General features: G+C 64.8%; 20 protein-coding genes. 11 read left to right on the top strand and 9 right to left on the bottom strand.

What is annotated here, in order from left to right; genetic code table 11:
* Positions 1–188: 188 nt before the first annotated feature.
* The 4 genes from I6F20_RS17835 to I6F20_RS17820 all read right to left on the bottom strand — a co-directional run bounded on the left by I6F20_RS17835 (position 189) and on the right by I6F20_RS17820 (position 3,371).
* Complete coding sequence (locus I6F20_RS17835; protein WP_370130661.1) at positions 189–536, bottom strand: putative quinol monooxygenase; 348 nt, start codon at positions 534–536, stop codon at positions 189–191.
* A 146-nt stretch (positions 537–682) separates the two neighbouring features.
* Entirely contained in the window at positions 683–1,516 is an 834-nt protein-coding gene (locus I6F20_RS17830) for a VOC family protein (RefSeq protein ID WP_036005827.1), read from the bottom strand.
* Positions 1,517–1,546: 30 nt separating this feature from the next.
* Positions 1,547–2,560, bottom strand: coding sequence for an aldo/keto reductase (locus I6F20_RS17825; RefSeq protein ID WP_225127196.1), 1,014 nt, complete (start codon positions 2,558–2,560; stop codon positions 1,547–1,549).
* A gap of 55 nt (positions 2,561–2,615) precedes the next feature.
* Entirely contained in the window at positions 2,616–3,371 is a 756-nt protein-coding gene (locus I6F20_RS17820; RefSeq protein WP_225127195.1) for an alpha/beta hydrolase, read from the bottom strand.
* A gap of 334 nt (positions 3,372–3,705) precedes the next feature.
* Here I6F20_RS17820 and I6F20_RS17815 point away from each other — a divergent pair, with 334 nt between their 5' ends.
* From I6F20_RS17815 to I6F20_RS17795, 5 genes are all read left to right on the top strand, one after another.
* The gene (locus I6F20_RS17815) at positions 3,706–4,641 is read left to right on the top strand and encodes a helix-turn-helix domain-containing protein (RefSeq protein ID WP_225127192.1); all 936 of its coding nucleotides are present in this window, start codon (positions 3,706–3,708) and stop codon (positions 4,639–4,641) included.
* 82 nt (positions 4,642–4,723) lie between these two features.
* A complete protein-coding gene (locus I6F20_RS17810) occupies positions 4,724–5,188 on the top strand; it encodes a (2Fe-2S)-binding protein (protein ID WP_036023261.1) in 465 nt (154 codons plus the stop codon).
* Between the two features lies 1 nt (position 5,189).
* Positions 5,190–7,445, top strand: a complete 2,256-nt coding sequence (locus I6F20_RS17805) for a xanthine dehydrogenase family protein molybdopterin-binding subunit (protein WP_036005819.1) — start codon at positions 5,190–5,192, stop codon at positions 7,443–7,445.
* 8 nt (positions 7,446–7,453) lie between these two features.
* Positions 7,454–8,086 (top strand): hypothetical protein, encoded by a 633-nt coding sequence (locus I6F20_RS17800; RefSeq protein ID WP_225127189.1) that lies wholly within the window; start codon positions 7,454–7,456, stop codon positions 8,084–8,086.
* Between the two features lie 58 nt (positions 8,087–8,144).
* Positions 8,145–8,834, top strand: coding sequence for a type 1 glutamine amidotransferase domain-containing protein (locus I6F20_RS17795; RefSeq protein ID WP_225127187.1), 690 nt, complete (start codon positions 8,145–8,147; stop codon positions 8,832–8,834).
* An 833-nt stretch (positions 8,835–9,667) separates the two neighbouring features.
* Here the strand turns inward: I6F20_RS17795 and I6F20_RS17785 are convergent.
* The 5 genes from I6F20_RS17785 to ku all read right to left on the bottom strand — a co-directional run bounded on the left by I6F20_RS17785 (position 9,668) and on the right by ku (position 14,636).
* Positions 9,668–11,263 (bottom strand): MBL fold metallo-hydrolase, encoded by a 1,596-nt coding sequence (locus tag I6F20_RS17785; RefSeq protein WP_225127183.1) that lies wholly within the window; start codon positions 11,261–11,263, stop codon positions 9,668–9,670.
* A gap of 3 nt (positions 11,264–11,266) precedes the next feature.
* The gene (locus tag I6F20_RS17780) at positions 11,267–12,793 is read right to left on the bottom strand and encodes a thymidine phosphorylase family protein (RefSeq protein ID WP_225111882.1); all 1,527 of its coding nucleotides are present in this window, start codon (positions 12,791–12,793) and stop codon (positions 11,267–11,269) included.
* A 121-nt stretch (positions 12,794–12,914) separates the two neighbouring features.
* Positions 12,915–13,079: a Flp family type IVb pilin gene (locus tag I6F20_RS17775; RefSeq protein ID WP_036005811.1), complete on the bottom strand. Its 165-nt coding sequence runs from the start codon at positions 13,077–13,079 to the stop codon at positions 12,915–12,917.
* Between the two features lie 259 nt (positions 13,080–13,338).
* Positions 13,339–13,575, bottom strand: coding sequence for a hypothetical protein (locus I6F20_RS17770; protein WP_036005807.1), 237 nt, complete (start codon positions 13,573–13,575; stop codon positions 13,339–13,341).
* A gap of 59 nt (positions 13,576–13,634) precedes the next feature.
* Positions 13,635–14,636: a non-homologous end joining protein Ku gene (ku, locus tag I6F20_RS17765; RefSeq protein WP_225127181.1), complete on the bottom strand. Its 1,002-nt coding sequence runs from the start codon at positions 14,634–14,636 to the stop codon at positions 13,635–13,637.
* A 217-nt stretch (positions 14,637–14,853) separates the two neighbouring features.
* On the opposite strand from ku, the gene I6F20_RS17760 reads away from it, so the two are divergent.
* From I6F20_RS17760 to ccmI, 6 genes are all read left to right on the top strand, one after another.
* Complete coding sequence (locus tag I6F20_RS17760) at positions 14,854–15,009, top strand: hypothetical protein (RefSeq protein WP_167361642.1); 156 nt, start codon at positions 14,854–14,856, stop codon at positions 15,007–15,009.
* 241 nt (positions 15,010–15,250) lie between these two features.
* Positions 15,251–15,925 carry a response regulator transcription factor gene (locus I6F20_RS17755; RefSeq protein ID WP_036005801.1) on the top strand — a complete coding sequence of 225 codons (675 nt, stop codon included), beginning with the start codon at positions 15,251–15,253 and terminating at the stop codon, positions 15,923–15,925.
* A gap of 109 nt (positions 15,926–16,034) precedes the next feature.
* Positions 16,035–17,411: an ATP-binding protein gene (locus I6F20_RS17750; RefSeq protein ID WP_109144361.1), complete on the top strand. Its 1,377-nt coding sequence runs from the start codon at positions 16,035–16,037 to the stop codon at positions 17,409–17,411.
* Positions 17,412–17,572: 161 nt separating this feature from the next.
* The gene (locus tag I6F20_RS17745; RefSeq protein WP_036023270.1) at positions 17,573–18,973 is read left to right on the top strand and encodes a hypothetical protein; all 1,401 of its coding nucleotides are present in this window, start codon (positions 17,573–17,575) and stop codon (positions 18,971–18,973) included.
* Positions 18,974–19,071: 98 nt separating this feature from the next.
* A complete protein-coding gene (locus I6F20_RS17740) occupies positions 19,072–19,341 on the top strand; it encodes a hypothetical protein (protein WP_036005792.1) in 270 nt (89 codons plus the stop codon).
* A 132-nt stretch (positions 19,342–19,473) separates the two neighbouring features.
* Positions 19,474–20,580 carry a c-type cytochrome biogenesis protein CcmI gene (ccmI, locus tag I6F20_RS17735; protein ID WP_225127179.1) on the top strand — a complete coding sequence of 369 codons (1,107 nt, stop codon included), beginning with the start codon at positions 19,474–19,476 and terminating at the stop codon, positions 20,578–20,580.
* Positions 20,581–20,608: the final 28 nt, after the last annotated feature.

Genomic DNA, 20,608 nt, shown 5'->3' with positions numbered 1-20,608 from the left:
CAGTAGGTGAGCTCCCGCCGGCCGGTGCCCCGTTGTCGTGTCTCCGTGGCAGCCCGCATTGATCATTGCCAATCGATCGAATAGATCGACTGGTATTATCATGCACTGCAATATTTTTGAAGGGAACCCTTCCGGGTCGTACGATTTGCCGCAGGACAATTGACACACGCGCGCGCCGGACGGCTCGGCTATTTTTTGGGCTTGCCAAGAACGGCCATGCGCATGACTTCGACGCCGCCGTCGGCAAGTTCCGGAAGCTTGGCGAACCAATCCTTCACATAAGGCATCGCGTTGTGTGCGTCGAAATCGGCCTGGCTGGCGAACACTTCGTAGAAGATGAAGTGGCCCGGCTTGGCGCGGTCTTCCTGAAGGAAATAGATCAGGTTCTTGGGATCGCCGCGGACCAAGTCGATCAGCGGCAAGGTGACGGCACGCAGCATGTCTTCCTTTCCAGGCTTGGCGCGCACCTGGGCCACCACGGAATATGCCCCCTCCGGGATCTCCCCATAGTGCATGCGCGGCGCCTCCTGAGCCATGGCCGGAAGCGTCGCCGGCGCCACGGAGGCGATCAGCAGGGCGGCAAGCGAGTTGCGGACGAGAGTTTGCATGGTGAAGTCCTCGACATGTGATTGGATCGCAGAGTGACCAGCCAGGACACCTGACAGCCGCCCCGCACGAGAATCTAGCGCAGGATCTTCTGTTGCCGTTTTGCCAAGGCCTCGCTGAAGCGCTTCTTGACCGGACCGAGCGCCTTGACGAATTCGAGCTGCTCGCCTTCGGGTCCTTTGCAATAGATCAACTCCCAGCCGTTCGAGGGTTCGGCGGTCACCCGGTTCGTGTTGGTGCTGCGGGGCGCGGCCTTGCGATCCGCTTCCGTCATGACGCGGATGGTGCGGTTCGCCCTCACCTGCGTCATGCCGCGGCGCGCCGATTCCGCTTCGAGATCCGCAATGAACTTGTTGAAGTCGACATCGTCGCGAACATAGAAACAGATGTGCATCATGCGCGGAAAGGCCGGGCTCATGTGCTCCAGCGGTTCGGCGAAACTCTTGGCGCTGCCCATGGGCTGATCAGCCTCGCGATATTGCAGCAGCTCCAGCACCATGTTGTCGAACTGGATGAACCGGACATCGAGCCGCTGTGCCCCGCTTCGCAAGTCGGGCACGCCAATTGTTCGCGGATTGATCCCGCGTGCGTTCGCCTCGATCTCCTGGTCGGCCAGCAGCGTATTCTGCACCCCGTCCCCCTGGAAGTCGCCGTGCCGGAACACCTCGGTGCCGCCAAGCACCTCCGTGTAGAACTGGTACGCCCGCTCCATGTTCTGGACCGTCAGCCCGAAATGCTGGACGCCCTGGAGCCGCGCGCCGAGCGGTGCCTCGTCGCGCTCCGCATCCTGTGTCGCGGCCCGTGCGTCGATTGCCGTGCCGGCTATGATGCCGGTGACGACGGCGGCGCCGGCGGTTTGAAGCAGGGCGCGGCGACCCATCTCGGTGGTGTTGTCGGTTTCATCTGTCATGTTGCTCTCCTTGGTCGTTCGGTGGATTGGTTAATCAGCGGCGGGAAGCGGAGCTGCGGGGCTGACCAGCCCCTCGGAGCGCAGCTCGCGCCAGAACTCCGCCGGGATGGCTTCCTCGAGCGCCGCGCGATCCTCGGCGATGCGGCTTGGGCGGCTCGCACCGGGAATGACGGCGGCAACCACGGGATTGGCGAGCGCGAACTGCAGGCCGGCCGCCTTCATGCTGATCCGATAGCGGTCTGCGATCGCCTTGATCCGCGCCACCTTCTTGAGGATTTCGGGAGGCGCCGGCGCATACTCGAAGTTCGGGCCGCCGACGAGCGCGCCGGAACTGTAGGGGCCGCCGATCACGATCGCGAGCTCGTGCTCGGCGGCCATCGGCATCACCCGCTGCAGCGCCCTTGCATGGTCGAGCAGCGTGTATCGGCCCGCGAGCAGGAAGCCGTCGGGGCGCGGCTCTTCGAGCGCGAGCAGCAGCTCGATCGGCTCGACCCGGTTGACACCTAGTCCCCACGCCTTGACCACGCCTTCGTCGCGCAGCCGGTCGAGCGCCCTGAAGGCGCCCTTGCGGGCGCTTTCGAACACCGAGAGCCACTCGTCGCCGTAGAAATCCTGCGCAACGTCGTGCACGAAAGCGACGTCGATGTGGGAAGTCGCGAGCCGCTTCAGGCTGTCCTCGATCGAGCGCAACGTTCCGTCCCGGGAATAATCGTTCACGATCCGGTTCGGGCGGCCGTACCTGAATACGCCGCCCTTCTCACCGAGGTCGCGGGCATCGACGTCCTCGATCTCGTCCAGGATCAGGCGGCCCACCTTGGTGCTGAGCACGTAGTCGCTCCGCGGCCGGCCGGCGAGTGCGGCGCCGATGCGGATCTCCGCAAGCCCCGCGCCGTAGAACGGCGCGGTGTCGAAATAGCGAATGCCGTCGTCCCAGGCTGCGTTCACCGTCGCGAGCGCTTCCCGCTCCGGGATGTCGCGGAACATGTTGCCGAGCGGCGCCGCGCCGAACCCTAGTCGTCCCGGCAGAATATCCTTGAGGGCCATGTTGCTAGTCCTTGTCTGCGAGGGCCAAGTCCGCCCGTGTGCGGCACAGCCGATCTCAGTCGGTCGCTGACGTGTCTGCGCTTCTGATGAACGCCGCGACCTCGCGCGGATGCGACAGCATGACGGCGTGGCTGCTCTTCATCTCCGTCACCTTCGCGCCGGAACGCTTGGCCATGGTGCGCTGTGCCGTCGGCGGGATCATGTGATCCTCGCTCGTCACCATGTAATAGGTCGGCTTCGTCTTCCACGCCACGCGATCGACCTTGGTCTGCACCGCCTGCAATCCCCAGGGCAGCTGCGCGGCGCCCATGAAGCGGGTCGTGGCCGGGTCGACATCGGCCGCGAAAGAGGTGGGGAATTTTGCGCGGTCGACGAGCAGATAATTGCCCTCGGTGACCAGCGGAGCTTTGTGCTCGCCGGCGGGCACCGGTGCTTCCGCCAGCGTGCTGACGGACTCTCCGGCGTCAGGAGCAAAGGCGGCGAGATAGACCAGGCTGCGAACCTTGGGATTGTCGCCGGCTTCCGTGATGACCATCCCACCATAGGAATGCCCGACCAGAATGACGGGATGCCGCGCCTTGGCGATCACGCGCTCGGTCTCGGCGACATCGTCGCGAAGCGTGATCGTCGGCTGCTGAACGACGAGCACCTCATAGCCCGCCTCCGAGAGGATGCCGTAGGTGTCCTTCCAGCCCGAGCCATCGACGAAGGCGCCGTGCACGAGAACAATCGAAACATTCCTGTCGGCCGCGGCCGCGGGGGCGGCGGTTGCGATCGACAACGCGGCAAGCGCGGAGGTAAGCGGCTTCATGTCAGGCTCCTGTCATCTATACGGCGACATTGCCGTTGGTGCGCCATCTATAGGGCGCGCCCGCTTTGCGGTATTTCCGATTCCTGCGCGATGACGCACGCATCTTGCTGAGGTGCGAGGAGATTGGCCTTGAAAGCCGAACGCGCGCCGCTCCAAGCCTTTGCGCTGCCTGGCTTTTACCTCTTTTAACCGTGCCGCCTCTGGACTTCGCTGGCGCAGCTTGTGAGTAATTCGCGATCGGCGTGGCAGTGACCGGGCTGCAACTCACCACCGGATGGAATGATCGCTCGCGCGATACGGGGCCGGGAATCGCCGCAACGAAGCGGAGGTCGTAATGGCGCTCGTGACGCATGGAGATCACAAGTACAAGAACAGCGAGAAGCTCGCGGCGGTCAATGATTGGCCGGGGCTGAGCATCGAGCATCGCAAGTTCGAGGCGGGCTGTCAGGCAACGCCCGTTCCCATCTGCACCGAGCTCGTCATGCTGCTGTCGGGCGGAGGGATGGTGTCCCGCGCCGGCAACGGCGAAATCCAGAAAAGCCTCGCGCGTCCGGGCATGAGTTATCTCGTGCCTGTGGGCACGCAGGAGAGCCACCTCGAGCTTTCCGACCGGATGGAATGTCTTCATCTCTATCTGCCGCCCGCGCTGCTCGACCACAGTGCACTTGCGGATTTCGACATCGATCCGGCCAAAATCGAGATCGCCTATGCGCACGGTCTGGCGGACCAGGTGCTCTTCCACATCTGTTCGCCGCTTCGCGATCTGCTCCATCGCCCGCGCCAGCCGACCGACGCGCTGTTCGTGGAGGGGATCCAGGTCGCGCTTGCTGCGCATCTTTTGGGCAATTACACCATCGACCGTTGGCGCGCACCCGACAAATCGCCGGCGCTCGACCCAAGGCGCCTCCAGCGCGTGCTGGACTATATCGAGGCGTCTCTCGGCAGCGATGTCAGGCTCGAGGATCTGGCGGCCCAGGCCTGCCTCAGCCCCTATCATTTTTCCCGGCTGTTTCGCGAAGCGACCGGATTGTCACCGCACCGTTACGTCACCGATCGCCGCGTCCACGCCGCGCGACAGGAGCTCGCGCGCGACCACCTGTCGCTGGTCGAGATTGCCCTGGAGTTCGGCTTCGGCTCGCAGGCCAATTTCACGCGCGTGTTCAGGAAGGCCGCAAATCTCACCCCGGGCCAGTACCGCGAATTGTGCTGCGGCGGGACCGAGATGGAGACCGACCCCGACGATGCCGCATCGCGCAGGAATTGCGCATGATCCCGCAGGATTCGGAAATATTCATCAACGTGCATCGGGCAGTGCTGTTGCAGCGACCAGGTAGGCGAGAGGACATATCGGCATGATCGAGCTCAAGGTGAACGGGATCAAGCGCCAGGTCGACGTCGTGCCCGAGATGCCCCTGTTGTGGGTGCTGCGTGACGAACTGGGCATCACCAGCGCCAAATACGGCTGCGGGGTCGCGCAATGCGGGGCCTGCACCGTTCACATCGACGGCAAGGCGGTGCGGTCCTGCCAGGCCCATATCGGCGAGGTCGCGGGCAAATCGGTCGTCACGCTCGAAGGCCTGCACAACAAGGACCAAAATCCGGTCTTGCAGGCCTGGATCGCGCATCAGGTGCCGCAATGCGGCTACTGCCAGACCGGTCAGATCATGCAGGCCATCTCGCTTCTTGCATCGATCCCAAAACCGACTGACGAGCAGATCAACCAGGTGATGTCCGGCAATCTCTGCCGCTGCGGCACCTATCCGCGCATTCGTGCGGCGATCCATGCGGCCGCCGCAAACAAGATGGCGGAGAAGTGAGATGGGCGACATGCAAACCCTTTCGCGTCGGGCTTTCGTGTTCGGCTCTGCCGCGGTCGCCGGTGGCATCGTTTTCGGTGCCTATGGTCCGGCCGAAGCGGCCGCGCCGAGTGCCGATGGCAATCCGCTGGCCGCCGGACTCGGCCCGAATTCCGTCACCTTCAATCCATGGGTCGAGATCAGCCCCGACAAGATCACGCTGATCGCGCAACACGCCGACATCGGTCAGGGTGTCGGCTCGGTGCAGCCGATCATGATCGCCGAGGAGATGGACCTCGACCCCGGCCAGTTCGAAGTCCGCTTCGCCGGCCCGAGTCCCGCTTACTTCAACACCGGATTCAAGGAGGAGCTGGCGCCGTTCCTGGCCGCGGACCAGAGCCCTGCGGCCGAAGCAGCACGTGCTGCGGCGCTGGAAAGTCTTCGCAAATCCGGCCTGCAGATGACGGGCGGCTCGAGCACGATCCCGGACACCTATGAGAAGCTGCGCGTGGCAGGGGCAGTTGCGCGCGAGACGTTGAAGGCAGCTGCGGCCAAACGTTCGGGCGTCGCAATCGCCGACATCCGCACGCAATCCGGCCACGTGATCCTGCCCGACGGAAGCAAAATTCCGTACGTCTCACTGGCGGCCGAGGCCGCAAGAATTCCGCCGGTGCTCGATGCGCAGCCGCGCGATCCCTCGACCTGGCGCATGCTGGGCAAGCCGATGACGCGCCTCGACGTGCGCGCCAAAGTTATGGGCGAATTGCAATTCGGCATCGATCAGAAGATGGAGGGCATGCTCTACGCCTCAGTCAAGCTGAACCCCGGCAAGGGCCAGCCGCTGAAATCCTACGACGCCAGCAAGGCGCGCGCGATGCCGGGCGTGAAGAAGATCCTCGAGATCAAGAACGGCGTTGCGGTGATCGCCACCAACAGCTGGTACGCCATGAAGGCGGTCGACGCGATCGCTTGCGAGTGGGCGCCGTCGGCCTATCCCGCCGAGCAGGCCGATCACTGGAAGGTGCTGGAATCCTCGTTCAAGCCCGAATTCCTCGGCAAGGAGTGGCGGACGATCGGCGACGTCGAAGCGGGCCTGAAGAGGGGCAAGCTCGTCGAAGCCGAATATCGCGCTCCTTACGTGGCACATCAGCCGCTCGAGCCCTTGAACGGGGTCGGTCTCGTCACCGACAAGGGCCTGGAAATCTGGGTTGGTCATCAGAGCCCGCAGGCGGTGCAAGCGATTGCGGCGAACGCTATCGGCCTCAAGCCGGAGCAGGTCATCTTCCACAATCAATGGACCGGCGGAAGCTTCGGCCATCGTCTCGAGTTCGAGAACGTCCGCGTGCTCGCGGAGATCGCCGACCAGATGCGCGGGACGCCGATCAAGCTCGTCTTCTCGCGCGAGGAGGACTTTCTCCAGGATATTCCGCGGCAGATTGCGATCGCGCGTCACAGGGGGAGCGTCGCCAACGGCAAGATCGTTGCGACCGACCTGCAATTGGCATCGACGGCGCCGTTCAAGGGACTGCTCGAGCGCATGGGTGCACCCTCGAAGGATCCCGATCCTCAATTGGCCGCCGGCACGTGGAACGTCTATTACGACATCCCCAACTTCCGCGCCATCAGCTACGAGGCGCAAGGGCTGTCGCCGTGCACCACCTGGCGCTCCGTGGGAGCGTCCACAGCCGGCTTCTTCACCGAAAGCTTCATTGACGAATTGATCCACGCAGCCGGCCTCGATCCCATGAAGGCGCGCATCGCGATGTGCAATGTGCCGCATTATCGCAAGCTGCTGGAGACGGTCGCGGAGATGTCGACCTGGAAGGGGCCGCTCGGCAACGGCAGGGGCCGCGGCGTCGCCTTCGTCGAGTCGTTCGGGACACCGGTTGCCGAGGTCGTCGAGGTGACGGCGACGGACCGTGGCATCCGGATCGACAAGGTCTGGGTCGCGGTCGACGTCGGCAAGGTGATCGATCCCGTCAATTTCGAGAACCAGGTCCAGGGCGGCGTCGTCTGGGGCCTAGGCCACGCGATCAATTGCGAAATCACCTACTCAAAAGGCGCGGCGCAGCAGACCAATTACAATCACCATGAGGCGATGCGGATCCACCAATGCCCGGTCATCGAAGTTCGCGGGCTCGAGAACGATCCGAAGGTGAGGGGCCTCGGAGAGCCGCCGGTGCCACCCGCCGCGCCTGCGCTTGCCAATGCGATCTTCGCGGCGACCGGAAAGCGCATCCGCGAAATGCCCTTCAACAAGTTCATCGATTTCGTGTGAGACACGCCATGCAGAGATCTCTGATCGCGTTGGTCTTGGCAGCGTCGGCCGTCGCCGGCCTGACCGGGATCGTCGCCGCGAAGGACGAGGCCGCCAAGGACCTGCTGCCGCCCGGTAGCGTCAGCCGCGCCGAGGGGCTGGAGGCGTGGAAGCGGATCGAAGCCGTCGTGACCCATCCACGGTGTGCCAACTGCCATGTCGATGCCAAGGCGATACCGATCTGGACGCCGGCCGGCGAAACCAAGCCTCGCCCGCATGGCATGAACATCCATGGCGGCGAGAGCCGCATCGGAGCAGAAGCGATCCCGTGCTCGACCTGCCACATGACCTCGACCCAGGCGAACGAGCCGGCGCCCTCGCCGCCGCGCGCCGGCATCGATTGGCAACTCGCCCCGGTGGCTTTCATCTGGTTCGGCAAGAGCGGCGCCGAGATCTGTGCCCAGATGAAAGATCCCAAGCGCAACGGCGGTCGCGACGCCGCTGGTCTCGTCGGGCATTTGCGGCACGATGCCTCGCTGAGCGGCTTCATCCCGCGCGGCTGGGCGCCTGGCGCCGGCCGCTCAACGCCGCCCGGCACCTTCGAGGATCACGTCAAGGACATGGCGATGTGGGGCGCGGCCGGACAGCCCTGTCCGAATTGAGGCGGTCTCCGCACCGCGGCAAGGCGATCCCAGATAGCATTATCGAAAGGAGAAAACCATGACCCAACACGTCCTCTTCATTGTCACCAACGCAGCCGTGATCGGACCGCATAGTCGCAAGACCGGCTTCTTTTTCGCCGAGGTTGCCCATCCTTTCGAGGTGCTCGACAAGGCTGGGATCGCGGTGGAGTTCGCGTCGCCGGCCGGGGGGTGGACGCCTTACGATGCATATGACGAGAAAGATCCTGCTCAGAAGGATTTCCTCGCCAGCAAAGCCTTTCGCCGCCTGAATCACAGCCGTAAATTATCCGAGGTGGATGCCGCCGACTACGACTCCATCCTGATACCCGGCGGTCTTGGTCCCATGGTGGACATCCAGCGCAATGCGGCGGTCCAAAGTGCCGTTGTGCGAGCCTGGAGCACCGGCAAGCTCGTCGCCGCTGTCTGTCACGGGCCGTGCGCGCTGCTTGGCGTCGACCTCGGCGATGGCGTCCCGTTCGTGCGCGGCAAGAAGCTGACATCCTTTTCGAAGAAGGAAGAGTACGACTATGCGCGCGATGACGTACCTTACGAGCTCGAGGATGCGTTGAGGGCAGAGGGTGCCGAGTACTCGTCCGCGGCCAATTGGCAACCTCACGTCGTCGTCGATGGCCGGCTCATCACGGGCCAGAACCCCGCCTCTGCCGGAGCGCTCGGAAAAGAGTTGCTGGCCGCCCTCAAGGATAGGAGCAGCGGCGCGAAAACCTGAAGATTCGCAAGGACGAATTCGAGCGGGATGGGCGCGGCATCTGAAGCTGTGCTTACATCCCTCTTTGCAGCAGGGCTATCGCATTTGGGAGTTTCCCCGGCGGCCATCCTTCGAGACGCCCGCTATGGGCGGGCTCCTCAGGATGAGGGCGGAGTGCGCGGCAGCCATTTCAACGAGCACTGATGCTGACTAGCCTCATCCTGAGGAGGCGCGTCAGCGCCGTCTCGAAGGACGAGGCGTGCGCGCAGGCCGCCGCCACAAGTCATATCCGATTGCTCTGCTATTTGCAGCTCTGGCAGATCATCAGCTTTCGCTTCAACGCCTCATCTTCTTGATCGAGACCATCCGGATTGGACCTGGCGTCCCTTGCTGCGCGCGAACGCGCAGGCGGCGTCACGCGGCTCGGAGTGCCAACGTCATCGACGGTGCCGACGCTGAAGCCATCGTAGTCGGCGGCCGGATTCGGTTGAGGCCGGCCAATCACGGAAGGCTCCCTGCTGGACGTCGCTGCTGGAGTTCCGTTCGTCGTTACCCGGGCGGGCTTGGTGGCACCCGGGCGTGGCGGCGATGCATCGGGCGGAGCAAGCGAAACCGGCGGCGCGGCCGAAGTTTGGCCTCTCGCGCTGTCGTGCGACCAGGCGACGATGAATGTAAGGCCGAGAGCCAGGAGCATCACGCGTCTCATCAGCATCCTCTCGGCAGCGCTGGTTGATCGATTGACAACATGGCTCGTCGAGCCCGTTCCGCCGGAGAATATCAGCACCCAGAGGGCCGTCAAAGCGCCGTAGCCTGGATGGAGCGAAGCGCAATCCGGATTATTGTTTCCGCGAGCGCTACGCCGTCTCCTGCAGCGCCCGCCGCAGCTTTCGGATGATGACGCCGCGGGCGCGGTCGTCGGCGGCGGCTGCGACGCGATCGTTGATGTCGAGCATCAGCTCGGACATCTCGTTGTGCCAGTCGAGACGCGTCACGGCCTCCGGCGACAGTCGCCGGCGACGATCGGCGTCGAGCACGCGCGGTTCGGGTGCCGCGAGCTCGAAAGTGTCGTCCAGCATCGGCTGGTAGATCCTGGCCGCGGGAATGATGCGCTCGGCGACGCGCTCGGCCAGGCCCGCAACCGCCGCTTCCTCGCCGTGGACCAGGAACAGCCCGCGCGCGATGGGACGACGCGCCGCGATCCAGCTGGCCATGCCGGCTCCGTCGGCATGGCCCGAATATTCGTCGATCATGCGGATGCGGGCAGCGACCTTGATCTCGTCGCCCTGGATGCGGACGGCCTTGGCCCCGTTCTGAAGGAAGCGGCCGAGCGTGCCGTTGGCCTGGAAGCCGGCCAGAAGCACGGTCGCGCGCTCGTTCCACAGCCAGCGCTTCAGATGATGGCGGATCCGGCCCGCATCGCACATGCCGCTCGCGGCGATGATGATGTGAAATCCGGACAGACGCATGATCGCCTTGCTCTCGTCCGCGGTCTCGGTGAATTTCAGATGCGGCGAGTTGAGCAGGCGCGTGGCGTCGACCGACGGATCGAGGCTCTCGGAATGGCGGCGGAACACTTCGGTCGCGCGGATCGCGAGCGGTGAATCGAGGAAAATCGGCGCCGTCGGAATCTCGCGGTGCTCCATCAGGTCGACGAGATCGACGATCAGCTCCTGGGTGCGCTCCACCGCGAAGGCGGGCAGCAGCAGCGCGCCGCCGGCCGCCGCGGCATCGCGCACCTCGGCCGCGAGGTGCTTGCGGCGAAGCGCAGGTGTCGTGGCCTCGCGCACGCGGTCGCCATAGGTCGATTCCGAGATGACGTAGTCGAAATCGCTCGGCGCTTCGGGATCGGGCTGGAGCAGCTTGGCCTCCGGCCCGACGTCGCCGGAGACGAGCACGCGCAGCGGCCGCGCCGCGCCTTGCTCGGCGATTTCCAGCTCGATCGAGGCGGAGCCGAGCAAATGGCCGGCGTTCCAGTAGCGTGCGCGGACGCCGGGGATCACGTCGGTCCAGCGTTCGTAGTCGACGGCGCGGAACGATCGCAGCGATGCGATCGCATCGGCCTGCGTGTAGATCGGCTCGACCTCCTTGCGCCCGCGCGAAGCATTGCGCCGGTTGAGCTGCTTGACCTCCGATTCCTGGATGTTGCCGGCATCGGGCAGCATGTAGGAGCAGAGGTCGATCGTGCCGCGCGTCGCCAGGATCGGCCCCTCGAAGCCCGCGCGCACGAGCTTCGGCAAGAGACCGCTATGGTCGATGTGAGCGTGCGTGAGCAGCACCGCATCGATGTCGGCGGGGCGAAACGGAAAGGCGCGATAATTGAGCTCCTTCAGCGTCTTCTGGCCCTGGAACAATCCGCAATCGACCAGGAAACAGCCGCTTGCGGTCTGGAACAGATAGCTCGAGCCGGTCACGGTGCGGGTGGCACCGCAGAATCGAACGGTGATGCTCATCTGTCATTCTCCGAGGGGCTTGCCGTTGATCGCATAGCCGTCGTCGGCCGCAGTCGCGCTGGCCGCCAAATCGTGCTCCGACCGGCCGAACGTGTAGACGCGATAGAGTGGCTCGCCCTGCTCGACGCGGTCGCCGATCTTCTTGAACAGGCGGATGCCGGCGCCCTTGTCGAGCGGCGCGCCGGCGGTGCGGGCGAGGCGGTTCAGACGCAGGCAGTCGATTGCGGACACGATGCCGTCATGCCTCGCCTCGACGTCGAAGCTGAGCGGTCCGAGCTCGTTGCTGCATGTCGAGGGGCCCTGTGCGTCGATGATCTTCTGCATCTGCTGCAGTGCCGCGCCGCTATCCAGCAGTTCGCGCGCCCGGGCATAGCCGGCCCCGCCGCGCAGCTTGGGATCGTATTCCAGCAGATGGGCGGCGAGCCGGAGCGACTTCTCGCGCAGATCGCGCGGCGCATCCTTGTCATTGCCGAGCACCGCCATGACGTCGTTGGCCTCCAGCACCGGCCCAATGCCGTTGCCGATCGGCTGGCTGCCGTCGGTCGTGATCACCTCGACCGTCCGGCCGAAGCGGTCGCCGACGAATTCGAACAGCTTTCGCAGCCGCATGGCCTCGACGCCGCCGGTGACCTTCGCGGTCGGCCCGACCGGAATGTCGATCAGCAGATGGGTCGAGCCTGCCGCGATCTTCTTGGACATGATGGACGCGACCATCTGCTCGCGAGTATCCAGGCTCAGCGGGCGCTCGACCGAGATCAGGACGTCGTCGGCCGGCGACAGGTTCACGTGCCCGCCCCAGATCAGGCAGCCGTTGCAGGAGGAGACGATCGCCTTCATCTCCTCGACGGAGATATTCACCCGCGCCAGCACCTCCATCGTGTCGGCGGTGCCGGCCGGCGAGGTGATCGCGCGCGAGGAGGTCTTCGGGATCGGCAGGCCATGCGCGGCGACGATCGGCACCACCACCATCGAGGTGCGGTTGCCGGGGATGCCGCCGATGCAATGCTTGTCGACGACGACAGGGGTCGGCCAGACCAATTGCGTGCCGGCCTGCGCCATGGCCCCCGTGAGGGCGAGCAGCTCGTCGCTGGTGATGAAGCTCGCCGACCCGATCAGGAAGGCGGCGATCTCCATGTCGGAGTAGCGATAATGGGCAAGGTCGCTGATGATCGCGCCGATCTCGGCCTGGCTCAGAGTTCGTCCGCGGATCTTCGCACGCACCGCTTCCAGGCTCTCCGGAGGCGAGGCGGGCCTGACCGTGACCTCCGTTCCGACCGCTTCGGCGAAGCGCCGGAACGCAGGCTCGGAGAGGCCGATCTCGTCGGGAGCCGCGAGCGTATCGTCGTCCGTGATCAGCAGGGTCGCCAGCAGAACCTTGCCGCCCTGACGAAGCTCGACGCGGCTGAAACCGCGGAAGATCTCCGCGCGCAGCGCCTTGGAGCGCCTCGAGACGACGACGACGTTCTCACGGCCGGTGTCGAGGCGGACGCGGCGGATCTTCAGTTGGGAATGCGGAAGGTCTGGATGCATGGACGGGCCGGCAGCAGGGAGTCGGACCTCCATGCTTAGACGTCGCCGTCCCGATGCTGTTGACCCAGATCATGGCCCGCCGCTCCGGCGGGCAGCCGCTGCGCAGGCCGTTGGCCGGCGGTTACTTCATCGCCGTGCTGACCGAGTTGAACTTGTTGTTGAGCAGCGCAGCGCCCGTGCTGTTGACGATGGTCACGATTGCCAGAGCGATCCCTGCGGCGATCAGGCCGTACTCGATTGCGGTTGCGCCATTCTCATCGGCAAGGAAGGACCTAAGCAGACGCATTGCCAACTCCTGTTCATCCGATCCGATGGATGGTCGCGTCGTTATCGGACTTGCAAATCGATCGAATAAATCTTCGAGCGCGCCAAAACACGGCGATCGCACCTTACCTCGTACGACGGCATTCATTAAATTAGGGTTCCGTCGATCCGTTCAAATGAAGTCAAACCGACAGCCTGTTGCATTGCCCCCATTGGCTTGGCCGCTTAACCGATTGTTGAGCCTGTTCGTCAACGAATAGGCAAGGATGTCTCGATCGCGCTCATCCGCGCCGGCCGTCCGCATTCAGCGCCCGCAACATCGCGATGCGGGCGAACATCACCCAGCCGCCGCCGGTCTCGGCCGCATTGATCAAGGTCTCGATCGCCGTCTGCCAATGCGCCTCGTGCTGGGCGTCCTCGGGCAGCTCCATGATGTAGTCGGCGGCTTCTTGAAGCGTGAACAACTTGCGCTTGTTGCTCACGCGGACGGGATCGTCGAACGTCGTCGACCAGGGCATGTCAGGCCGGCCGATCGGCGAGGAGAGACATCACGGCGTGATCGCGGGGCGTGGTGCTGTCAGCCGACCTTCTTTGCCCGCGCCGGCGCGCGCACCGGCTTGTCGGCGGCCTTCTTCGGCGTGGTCGCAGCCTTCGCCGCAGCGTCCTTGCCGCCCTTGCCTGATATCGGCAGCAGCATCTCGCGCTGGCCCTCGACGCGCTTCTTCGGCTTCTTGGCCTTGGTGTCCTTGGCGGTCTCCTTGTCCGTGTCCCTGGCGACCTTCGCCGCGGGGGCCGCGTCCTTCTCGTTCGCGATGCTCTTCTTCAGCGCGTCCATCAAGCTGATGACGTTGCCGCCGGTCTTCGGTGCGGCCTTGGCGGTGATCGGCATGCCGCTGCGCTTCTTGTTGATGAGATCGATCAGAGCGGTCTCGTAATGATCCTCGAACAGCTCGGGCTCGAACGCGCCGGACTTCTTCTCGACGATGTGCTTGGCGAGGTCGAGCATGTCCCTCGTCAGCTTCACGTCCTGGATGTCGTCGAAATATTCCTTCTCGCTGCGGACCTCGTAGGGGTAGCGCAGCAGCGTGCCCATCAGCCCGTTCTCGAGCGGCTCCAGCGCGATGATGTGCTCGCGGTTGGTCAGCACCACGCGGCCGATCGCGACCTTGTCCATGCTGCGGATGGTCTCGCGGATCACCGCATAGGCGTCGTGGCCGACCTTGCCGTCCGGCACGAGGTAGTAGGGGCGGATCAGATAGCGGTTGTCGATGTCGGCCTTGGGCACGAACTCGTCGATCTCGATCGTGTGGGTGGAATCGAGCGCGATGTCGTCCAGCTCGTCCTTGGTGACCTCGATATAAGTGTCGGTGTCGACCTTGTAGCCCTTGACGATGTCCTCGGACGTCACCTCGTCGCCGGTCTCGGCATCGACCTTGAGATACTTGATGCGGTGGCCGGTCTTGCGGTTGATCTGGTTGAACGAAACCTTCTCCGTATCCGAAGTGGCCGGATAGAGCGCGACCGGGCAGGTCACGAGCGACAGACGCAGAAAACCCTTCCAATTGGCGCGGGGGGCCATGGGCTACTCCAGACGCAACAGCGGACAAGCTTTGAGGATACCATCGCCCAGTTGCGAATCATAGCAACCGCCGGCGCGGAATCTTGCAACGGCGTTAATCGCCGCCTGCGCCGTGTTTGCTGGACCGGAACATCGCCCGAGATGACGCGTTGCCCCGGCAATTCATCGCCGAGGAGGTCGCGGCCATCCGACGCGACAGCCACAGATCGAGGTCACCATGGCAACCAGGCGAGAGCAGAACCGGATCGTCGAAACTCCGACCGAGGCACGCCAGGGCGAGCCCGGACCATCGGTGGCGGCGCTGCTCGCCATCTCGACCGGGCTTGCGATCCTGATCCTCGCCGTCGTCTGGTTCGTGTTCTTCCGGACCTGACGGCCGGATCAGCACGCCGGCACCTTCCGGCTCGCCGCGCGATGCGGCACGTTGCGCCCACCATGCCACCGGCTCCTCCGGCGGCATGGTGGGCGCAGTCGCATTTGCGCGCGCCGGGTCGTATATGACCAAAAAGTAACGTAGCCCGGTTCCCTGCGTTCATATTCAGTTCACGCCGGAATTGCTCATCTGTGGCGGTGTTCATGTCGCCTGTTCTTGCAGCCTATTCTTGGAGAGAAGCGTGCGCCTGCTCGTTGTTGAGGACGACCCCGATCTCAATCGCCAGCTCACCAAGGCGCTGACCGACGCCGGCTATGTCGTCGATCGGGCTTTCGACGGGGAGGAGGGGCACTATCTCGGCGACAACGAGCCGTATGACGCCGTGGTGCTCGATATCGGCCTGCCGAAGAAGGACGGCATCTCGGTGCTGGAAGCCTGGCGCCGCAACGGCCGCACCATGCCGGTCCTGATCCTCACTGCACGCGACCGCTGGAGCGACAAGGTGCAGGGCTTCGATGCCGGCGCCGACGACTACGTCGCAAAGCCGTTCCACCTGGAGGAGGTGCTGGCGCGCATCCGCGCCCTGCTGCGCCGCTCGACCGGCCATGCCCAGAGCGAATTGACCTGCGGCCCGGTGACGCTCGACACCCGAACTGGCCGGGTCAGCGTGTCGGGCAATCCCATCAAGATGACCTCGCACGAATATCGGCTTCTGGCCTACTTGATGCACCATTCCGGGCGGGTGGTCTCGCGCACCGAGCTGGTCGAGCATCTCTACGACCAGGATTTCGACCGCGACTCCAACACCATCGAGGTCTTCGTCGGCCGCATCCGCAAGAAGCTCGACGTCGACATCATCCAGACCGTCCGCGGCCTGGGCTATCTCCTGACCCCGCCGCCGGCCCCGGGCGCCTGAGGCGTTCCGGCCTTTGAAGTATCTTGGCTTGACGGGAGGCCGAACAGGGCCCTTGGTCCGGTCATGACGTCCGACCACCTGCCATCCTGCGCCGCCCGGGATCATTCCGATGGCCGCTAGCTCGCTTGCGAACCGACTGTTCCTGTCGGCGACCGCCTGGCTCGTGGTGATCCTGGCCATCACAGGCGTGGTGCTGTCGTCGGTCTACAAGAACGCCACCGAGCGCGCCTTCGACCGCCGGCTCAATCTCTATCTGCGCACCCTCATCGCCGAGGTCGCAACGCCCGACGAGCCGCCGGACCGTCAGTTCCAGTCGCTTGGCGAGCCCCTGTTCGACCTGCCGCTGTCCGGCTGGTACTGGCAGATCACGCGGACCGACACCGAAAAGCCGGAAGTGCGCTCCTCGCGCTCGCTTTGGGACAAGAAGCTACCGAAGCTCGAAGAGCAGGGTGCCGAGCTCACCGCCGCCGGCATCCGCCTCGCCTATGTCGACGGGCCGGAAGGGCAGAATCTGCGCATGGTGGAACGGCCGGTCGATCTCGGTGCCGACGGCAAATTTCTGGTCAGCGTCGCCGGGGACGATACCGAGATTTTCGACGAGACACGCAGCTTCGACTACTATCTCGGCGGCACCTTCACGGCGCTCGGCATCGTGCTGCTGCTGACGACCGTGTTTCAGGTCCGTTTCGGCCTTGCACCGCTCAAGCGCATCTCGGACGCGATCGCCGACATCCGCTCCGGGCGGGCGGAACGGCTCGAGGGTGAATTCCCGGTCGAGATCGCGCCGCTGGCGCGCGAGACCAACGCGCTGATCGACGCCAATCGCGAGATCGTCGAGCGGGCGCGCACCCATGTCGGCAATCTCGCTCATGCGATCAAGACGCCGCTTTCGGTCATCGTCAACGAAGCCAGCGCGCATGCCGCCGATCCGTTCGCGGAGAAGGTGATGGAGCAGGCGGATGTGATGCGTGATCAGGTCGCCCATCATCTGGAGCGCGCCCGCATCGCGGCACGGGTCTCGGTGGTCGCGACCGTGACGGAGGTGGCGCCTGCCATCGAGGGACTGCGGCGGACCATGGAGAAGATCCATCGCGACCGCGGCATCGTGGTCGAGGCCAAGGCCGATCCATCCGCCAAGTTCCGGGGCGAGCGGCAGGATCTTGAGGAGATGGTCGGCAATCTCGTCGACAATGCCTGCAAATGGGCGGCCTCCCGCGTCCTCATTGAGGTCCTGGTCGAGCCGCAACAGCGGGCCGGCGCCGGCCCGCGTTTGCGGGTCATCGTCGACGACGACGGCCGTGGTCTGTCGGAAGCCGAGCGCGCCCAGGTCGCCCGGCGCGGCAAGCGCCTCGACGAGTCCAAGCCCGGGTCGGGACTGGGGCTGTCGATCGTGACCGACCTCGCGGCCCTCTATGGCGGCAGCCTTTCGCTCGGCAGCGCTCCGACTGGGGGTCTGCGCGCCGAGCTGGTTCTTCCCGGACTATAATCCCTTGTTTCGACGACAATTTTCGGCGCGGCCGAGGCTCCTCCAGCGAAGCATGGGAGGCATTCGAGGCAGCTTCCTAAACGGCTTCTTAAGTGGGGACCCCCTATGATCGCGCCGGACCCATCCCATGTCCGCCATTTTACCGTGCATTACCCGGGCGCATGAGCCAGACATCGATCGAGCGGCTGAGGGAATATCTCGCGCAGCTCCCGCCGCAGTCGCAGGCACTGCTGATGCGGGAGTTCGAGCGTGCGCTGGAGCGCGGCCAGGACACGGCGGTGGCCACCCTCGTGCTCGAGCAGCTGCGCAAGATCGTCCGCAAGAGCGAGGCCGACGAGGCTTTGCCGCCGCGCACGGACGATCTGTCGCGGCTCCTATTCCAGGTGTTGGAACCGTTCCTCGTCGAAGCGGGCACTCCTGTCAGGGCCGGCCAGATTCGCCGCTCCTCGCTGCAGCCGATCTGGCAGTGGCTTGGCCGTGACGGCGCACCGGACAAGGTGAACGAATTCGAGGCGGCGCTGGCGCGCATGCCGGCGGACAGTGCTGGGCAGGTCGAAGCCCTGGCGCAGAAGCTTCAGGCGGTGGCCGCGGACGCCATCTTCGAGCTGACGGGGCCGGGCGGCGGCGACAAGTCGCGGGCGCTGGCCCGGGTCGGACCGCCCAACGTGATCGAGGATCTCTATTCGATCGGTGCGGTGCTCCAGGTCCGGGACGCCATTGCGACATTGAACGAGAAATTACCGCGCACCTTGCGGGCCTTCGGGGATTCCCAGATCGCCTCGGTGACGTCGGCGCTCAACATTCCGGCGCTTCAGACGCCGCAGATGCTGCCTTTCGCCTTGTCGATCGTCGTGCAGCGGATGACCGCGCCCTGGCAGATCATCCGCCTTGCGGTCAAGATAGCGGCGTCCGATGACGAGATCCGCGTCGCGGCGACGCCCTACGGTATGGCCGTCACGATGGCCCTGCACGATTTGTCCTGCGTCGCCGCGGTCCTGCGCATGGACATCAAGCGCGGCCATTTCGACAATGTCGCCGGCAACCTCAAGACGCTGCACGACGGCGTGCGCGGACTGCGCACCGAGCTCGACCTGCGCAACGATTCGACCTGGGGCAAGCAACTGACGTCGATCCGGGCCGACATCTCCAATGCGCTGCAGTCCGAGATCGACAGCGTTCCCGGCCGCGTCCGCCGCATCCTGCGCCAGCGCCCCGAAAAGGACATTCCGCCGGGCGCGCGGATCGACAGCACCGAAGTCGAGGAAACGGTGGCACTGATCGACTTCGTCGCGACGTGCCGCAACTATGCGAGCGAGCTTGCGATCAACGAGGTGACGCTGCGTACCTTCTCCGATCTCCAGCAATATGTGGAACGGTCGACCGAGCAGCTGGTGCAGTCGCTGCGTGCCGCCGATCACAAGGTCCGCACCTATCGGCAGCAGCAGGTGCAGGCCGCGATCCGCTTCTGCCAGGTGCTGTTCGGCGACGATTACGCCTCATTGATGAGCCGGGCCGCCGAAAATGCACTCACGGGCGAGCGCAAATCGTCGCGCGCAGGCTGATCGGCGCGCATTTTTCCTGATCACAATTTTAAGTTGACGACGCCGATGGCGCACCGTACTTTCCCGGTGCAAGTCTGGAAATTTCCATCTGTAGGCGCATGAAACCGGTCATCAGCTCGATTGAAATTGAGAACCGCGTCATCGTTGCCAAGTATCAACGGCTGATGGTTGGAGCCAAGGTGGTGCTGGTCGAGAAGGCCAGCGATCGGCAGCTGCCCGAGACCGCCACCAGGGTTGCATCTCGGGTTCCGGTCGGAGCGCTGCGCATCAGATTGCCGGATGCAATCAAGCCCGGAACATACTTCCTGAAGGCCTTCGACGGGCACGGCGAGCAGGCCGCGCAAAGTATCGACTTCGAGATCGGCTAAGCCGTTGGATTTTCACCTTTTCGGCACTACATGCGGTTGCGCCCGCCTTGACAATTGTCAATTGCCGCATCGTCCGGCCGTGGTGTAAAGGCACCTACAGGCGCGGTTCGGGCGCCGCCGGAAGCTTGCCAGATGACGCTATGGTTCGTGTTCGCGCTGATGACGGTCGCGGCGATTTTCGCCGTGCTGTTGCCGCTTGGCCGCACCAGTCGCGCGCAGGATCAGGGCAGCGAGGTCGCGGTCTACAAGGACCAGCTCGCCGAAATTGAGCGTGATCTCGCCGCAGGGTTGATCTTGGCGCCGGAGGCGGAGGCTGCGCGCGTCGAGGTCAGCCGCAGGCTGCTCGCGGCGGCGGCCAGCGAGCCGGCGATGGCGCCGAAGTCGAACCTCAAATGGCGCCGTGCGGCGGCCGTGCTGGCGCTTGCCGGACTGCCGCTCATCGCGGCCGGCGTCTACATGCCACTCGGCTCGCCCCGGCTGCAGGACTTTCCCCTTGCGCAGCGGGAGCGCGGGGGTGGCATGGCGCAGTCGCTCGAGAACCTCGTCGTGCAGGTCGAGCAGCATCTTGAGAAGAATCCGACGGACGGGCGCGGCTGGAACGTGCTCGCGCCGGTTCTGGAGCGGCTCGGCCGCTTCGACGACGCGGTGCGCGCCTATCGCAACTCGCTCACCTACAATGGCGAAAGCGCGGAGCGCAGGTCCGATCTCGGCGAAGCGATCTCGGCTGCCGCCGGCGGCGTGGTGACCGCCGAGGCCAAGGCCGAATTCGAGCGCGCACACGCCTTGAACGCCGACGATCCCAAGGCGAATTACTTTCTGGGCCTTGCCGCCGAGCAGGACGGCCGCAAGGACGACGCGGCCAATATCTGGCGCGCGCTGCTTGCGAAAGCGCCTGCGGATGCGCCGTGGCGTGCCCTGGTGCAGTCCTCGCTGGCGCGGGTCGGTGGGGGCGGCACGCTGCCGGCGCTGTCCGACGAGACGATTGCTGCCTCCAAGGACATGGCCGAAACCGATCGCAACGCCATGGTGCGCGGCATGGTCGATCGTCTCGCGACGCGGCTGAAACAGAACGGCGACGATGTCGAGGGCTGGCTGCGTCTGGTGCGCGCCTATCTGGTGATGGGCGAGCGGGACAAGGCAATGGGCGCTTCGGCCGATGCCCGGCAGGCGGTTGCCAGCAACGCCGAGCGGCTGCGCCAGCTCAACGAAGGCCTGAAGACTCTCGGGATCGGCGGATGATTTCGGGACGACAGATGCGGAGAACGGA

The sequence above is a fragment of the Bradyrhizobium sp. IC3123 genome, from assembly GCF_020193625.1.
Classification (GTDB): domain Bacteria; phylum Pseudomonadota; class Alphaproteobacteria; order Rhizobiales; family Xanthobacteraceae; genus Bradyrhizobium; species Bradyrhizobium yuanmingense.
The sequence above is the reverse complement of the archived record's forward strand: the minus strand, read 5'-3'. Positions and strand labels throughout refer to the sequence as shown.

Excerpts from the sequence above, each read along its gene's own strand:
- I6F20_RS17770 (WP_036005807.1), bottom strand. The coding sequence starts at position 13,575 with ATGCCCTGGTCGACGACGTTCGACGATCCCGTCCGCGTGAGCAACAAG.
- I6F20_RS17795 (WP_225127187.1), top strand. The coding sequence starts at position 8,145 with ATGACCCAACACGTCCTCTTCATTGTCACCAACGCAGCCGTGATCGGA.
- I6F20_RS17800 (WP_225127189.1), top strand. The coding sequence starts at position 7,454 with ATGCAGAGATCTCTGATCGCGTTGGTCTTGGCAGCGTCGGCCGTCGCC.
- I6F20_RS17775 (WP_036005811.1), bottom strand. The coding sequence starts at position 13,079 with ATGCGTCTGCTTAGGTCCTTCCTTGCCGATGAGAATGGCGCAACCGCA.
- I6F20_RS17745 (WP_036023270.1), top strand. The coding sequence starts at position 17,573 with ATGAGCCAGACATCGATCGAGCGGCTGAGGGAATATCTCGCGCAGCTC.
- I6F20_RS17760 (WP_167361642.1), top strand. The coding sequence starts at position 14,854 with ATGGCAACCAGGCGAGAGCAGAACCGGATCGTCGAAACTCCGACCGAG.
- I6F20_RS17805 (WP_036005819.1), top strand. The coding sequence starts at position 5,190 with ATGGGCGACATGCAAACCCTTTCGCGTCGGGCTTTCGTGTTCGGCTCT.
- I6F20_RS17780 (WP_225111882.1), bottom strand. The coding sequence starts at position 12,793 with ATGCATCCAGACCTTCCGCATTCCCAACTGAAGATCCGCCGCGTCCGC.
- I6F20_RS17820 (WP_225127195.1), bottom strand. The coding sequence starts at position 3,371 with ATGAAGCCGCTTACCTCCGCGCTTGCCGCGTTGTCGATCGCAACCGCC.
- I6F20_RS17835 (WP_370130661.1), bottom strand. The coding sequence starts at position 536 with ATGGCTCAGGAGGCGCCGCGCATGCACTATGGGGAGATCCCGGAGGGG.
- I6F20_RS17810 (WP_036023261.1), top strand. The coding sequence starts at position 4,724 with ATGATCGAGCTCAAGGTGAACGGGATCAAGCGCCAGGTCGACGTCGTG.
- I6F20_RS17815 (WP_225127192.1), top strand. The coding sequence starts at position 3,706 with ATGGCGCTCGTGACGCATGGAGATCACAAGTACAAGAACAGCGAGAAG.
- I6F20_RS17830 (WP_036005827.1), bottom strand. The coding sequence starts at position 1,516 with ATGACAGATGAAACCGACAACACCACCGAGATGGGTCGCCGCGCCCTG.
- I6F20_RS17785 (WP_225127183.1), bottom strand. The coding sequence starts at position 11,263 with ATGAGCATCACCGTTCGATTCTGCGGTGCCACCCGCACCGTGACCGGC.
- I6F20_RS17750 (WP_109144361.1), top strand. The coding sequence starts at position 16,035 with ATGGCCGCTAGCTCGCTTGCGAACCGACTGTTCCTGTCGGCGACCGCC.
- I6F20_RS17825 (WP_225127196.1), bottom strand. The coding sequence starts at position 2,560 with ATGGCCCTCAAGGATATTCTGCCGGGACGACTAGGGTTCGGCGCGGCG.
- ccmI (WP_225127179.1), top strand. The coding sequence starts at position 19,474 with ATGACGCTATGGTTCGTGTTCGCGCTGATGACGGTCGCGGCGATTTTC.
- I6F20_RS17740 (WP_036005792.1), top strand. The coding sequence starts at position 19,072 with ATGAAACCGGTCATCAGCTCGATTGAAATTGAGAACCGCGTCATCGTT.
- ku (WP_225127181.1), bottom strand. The coding sequence starts at position 14,636 with ATGGCCCCCCGCGCCAATTGGAAGGGTTTTCTGCGTCTGTCGCTCGTG.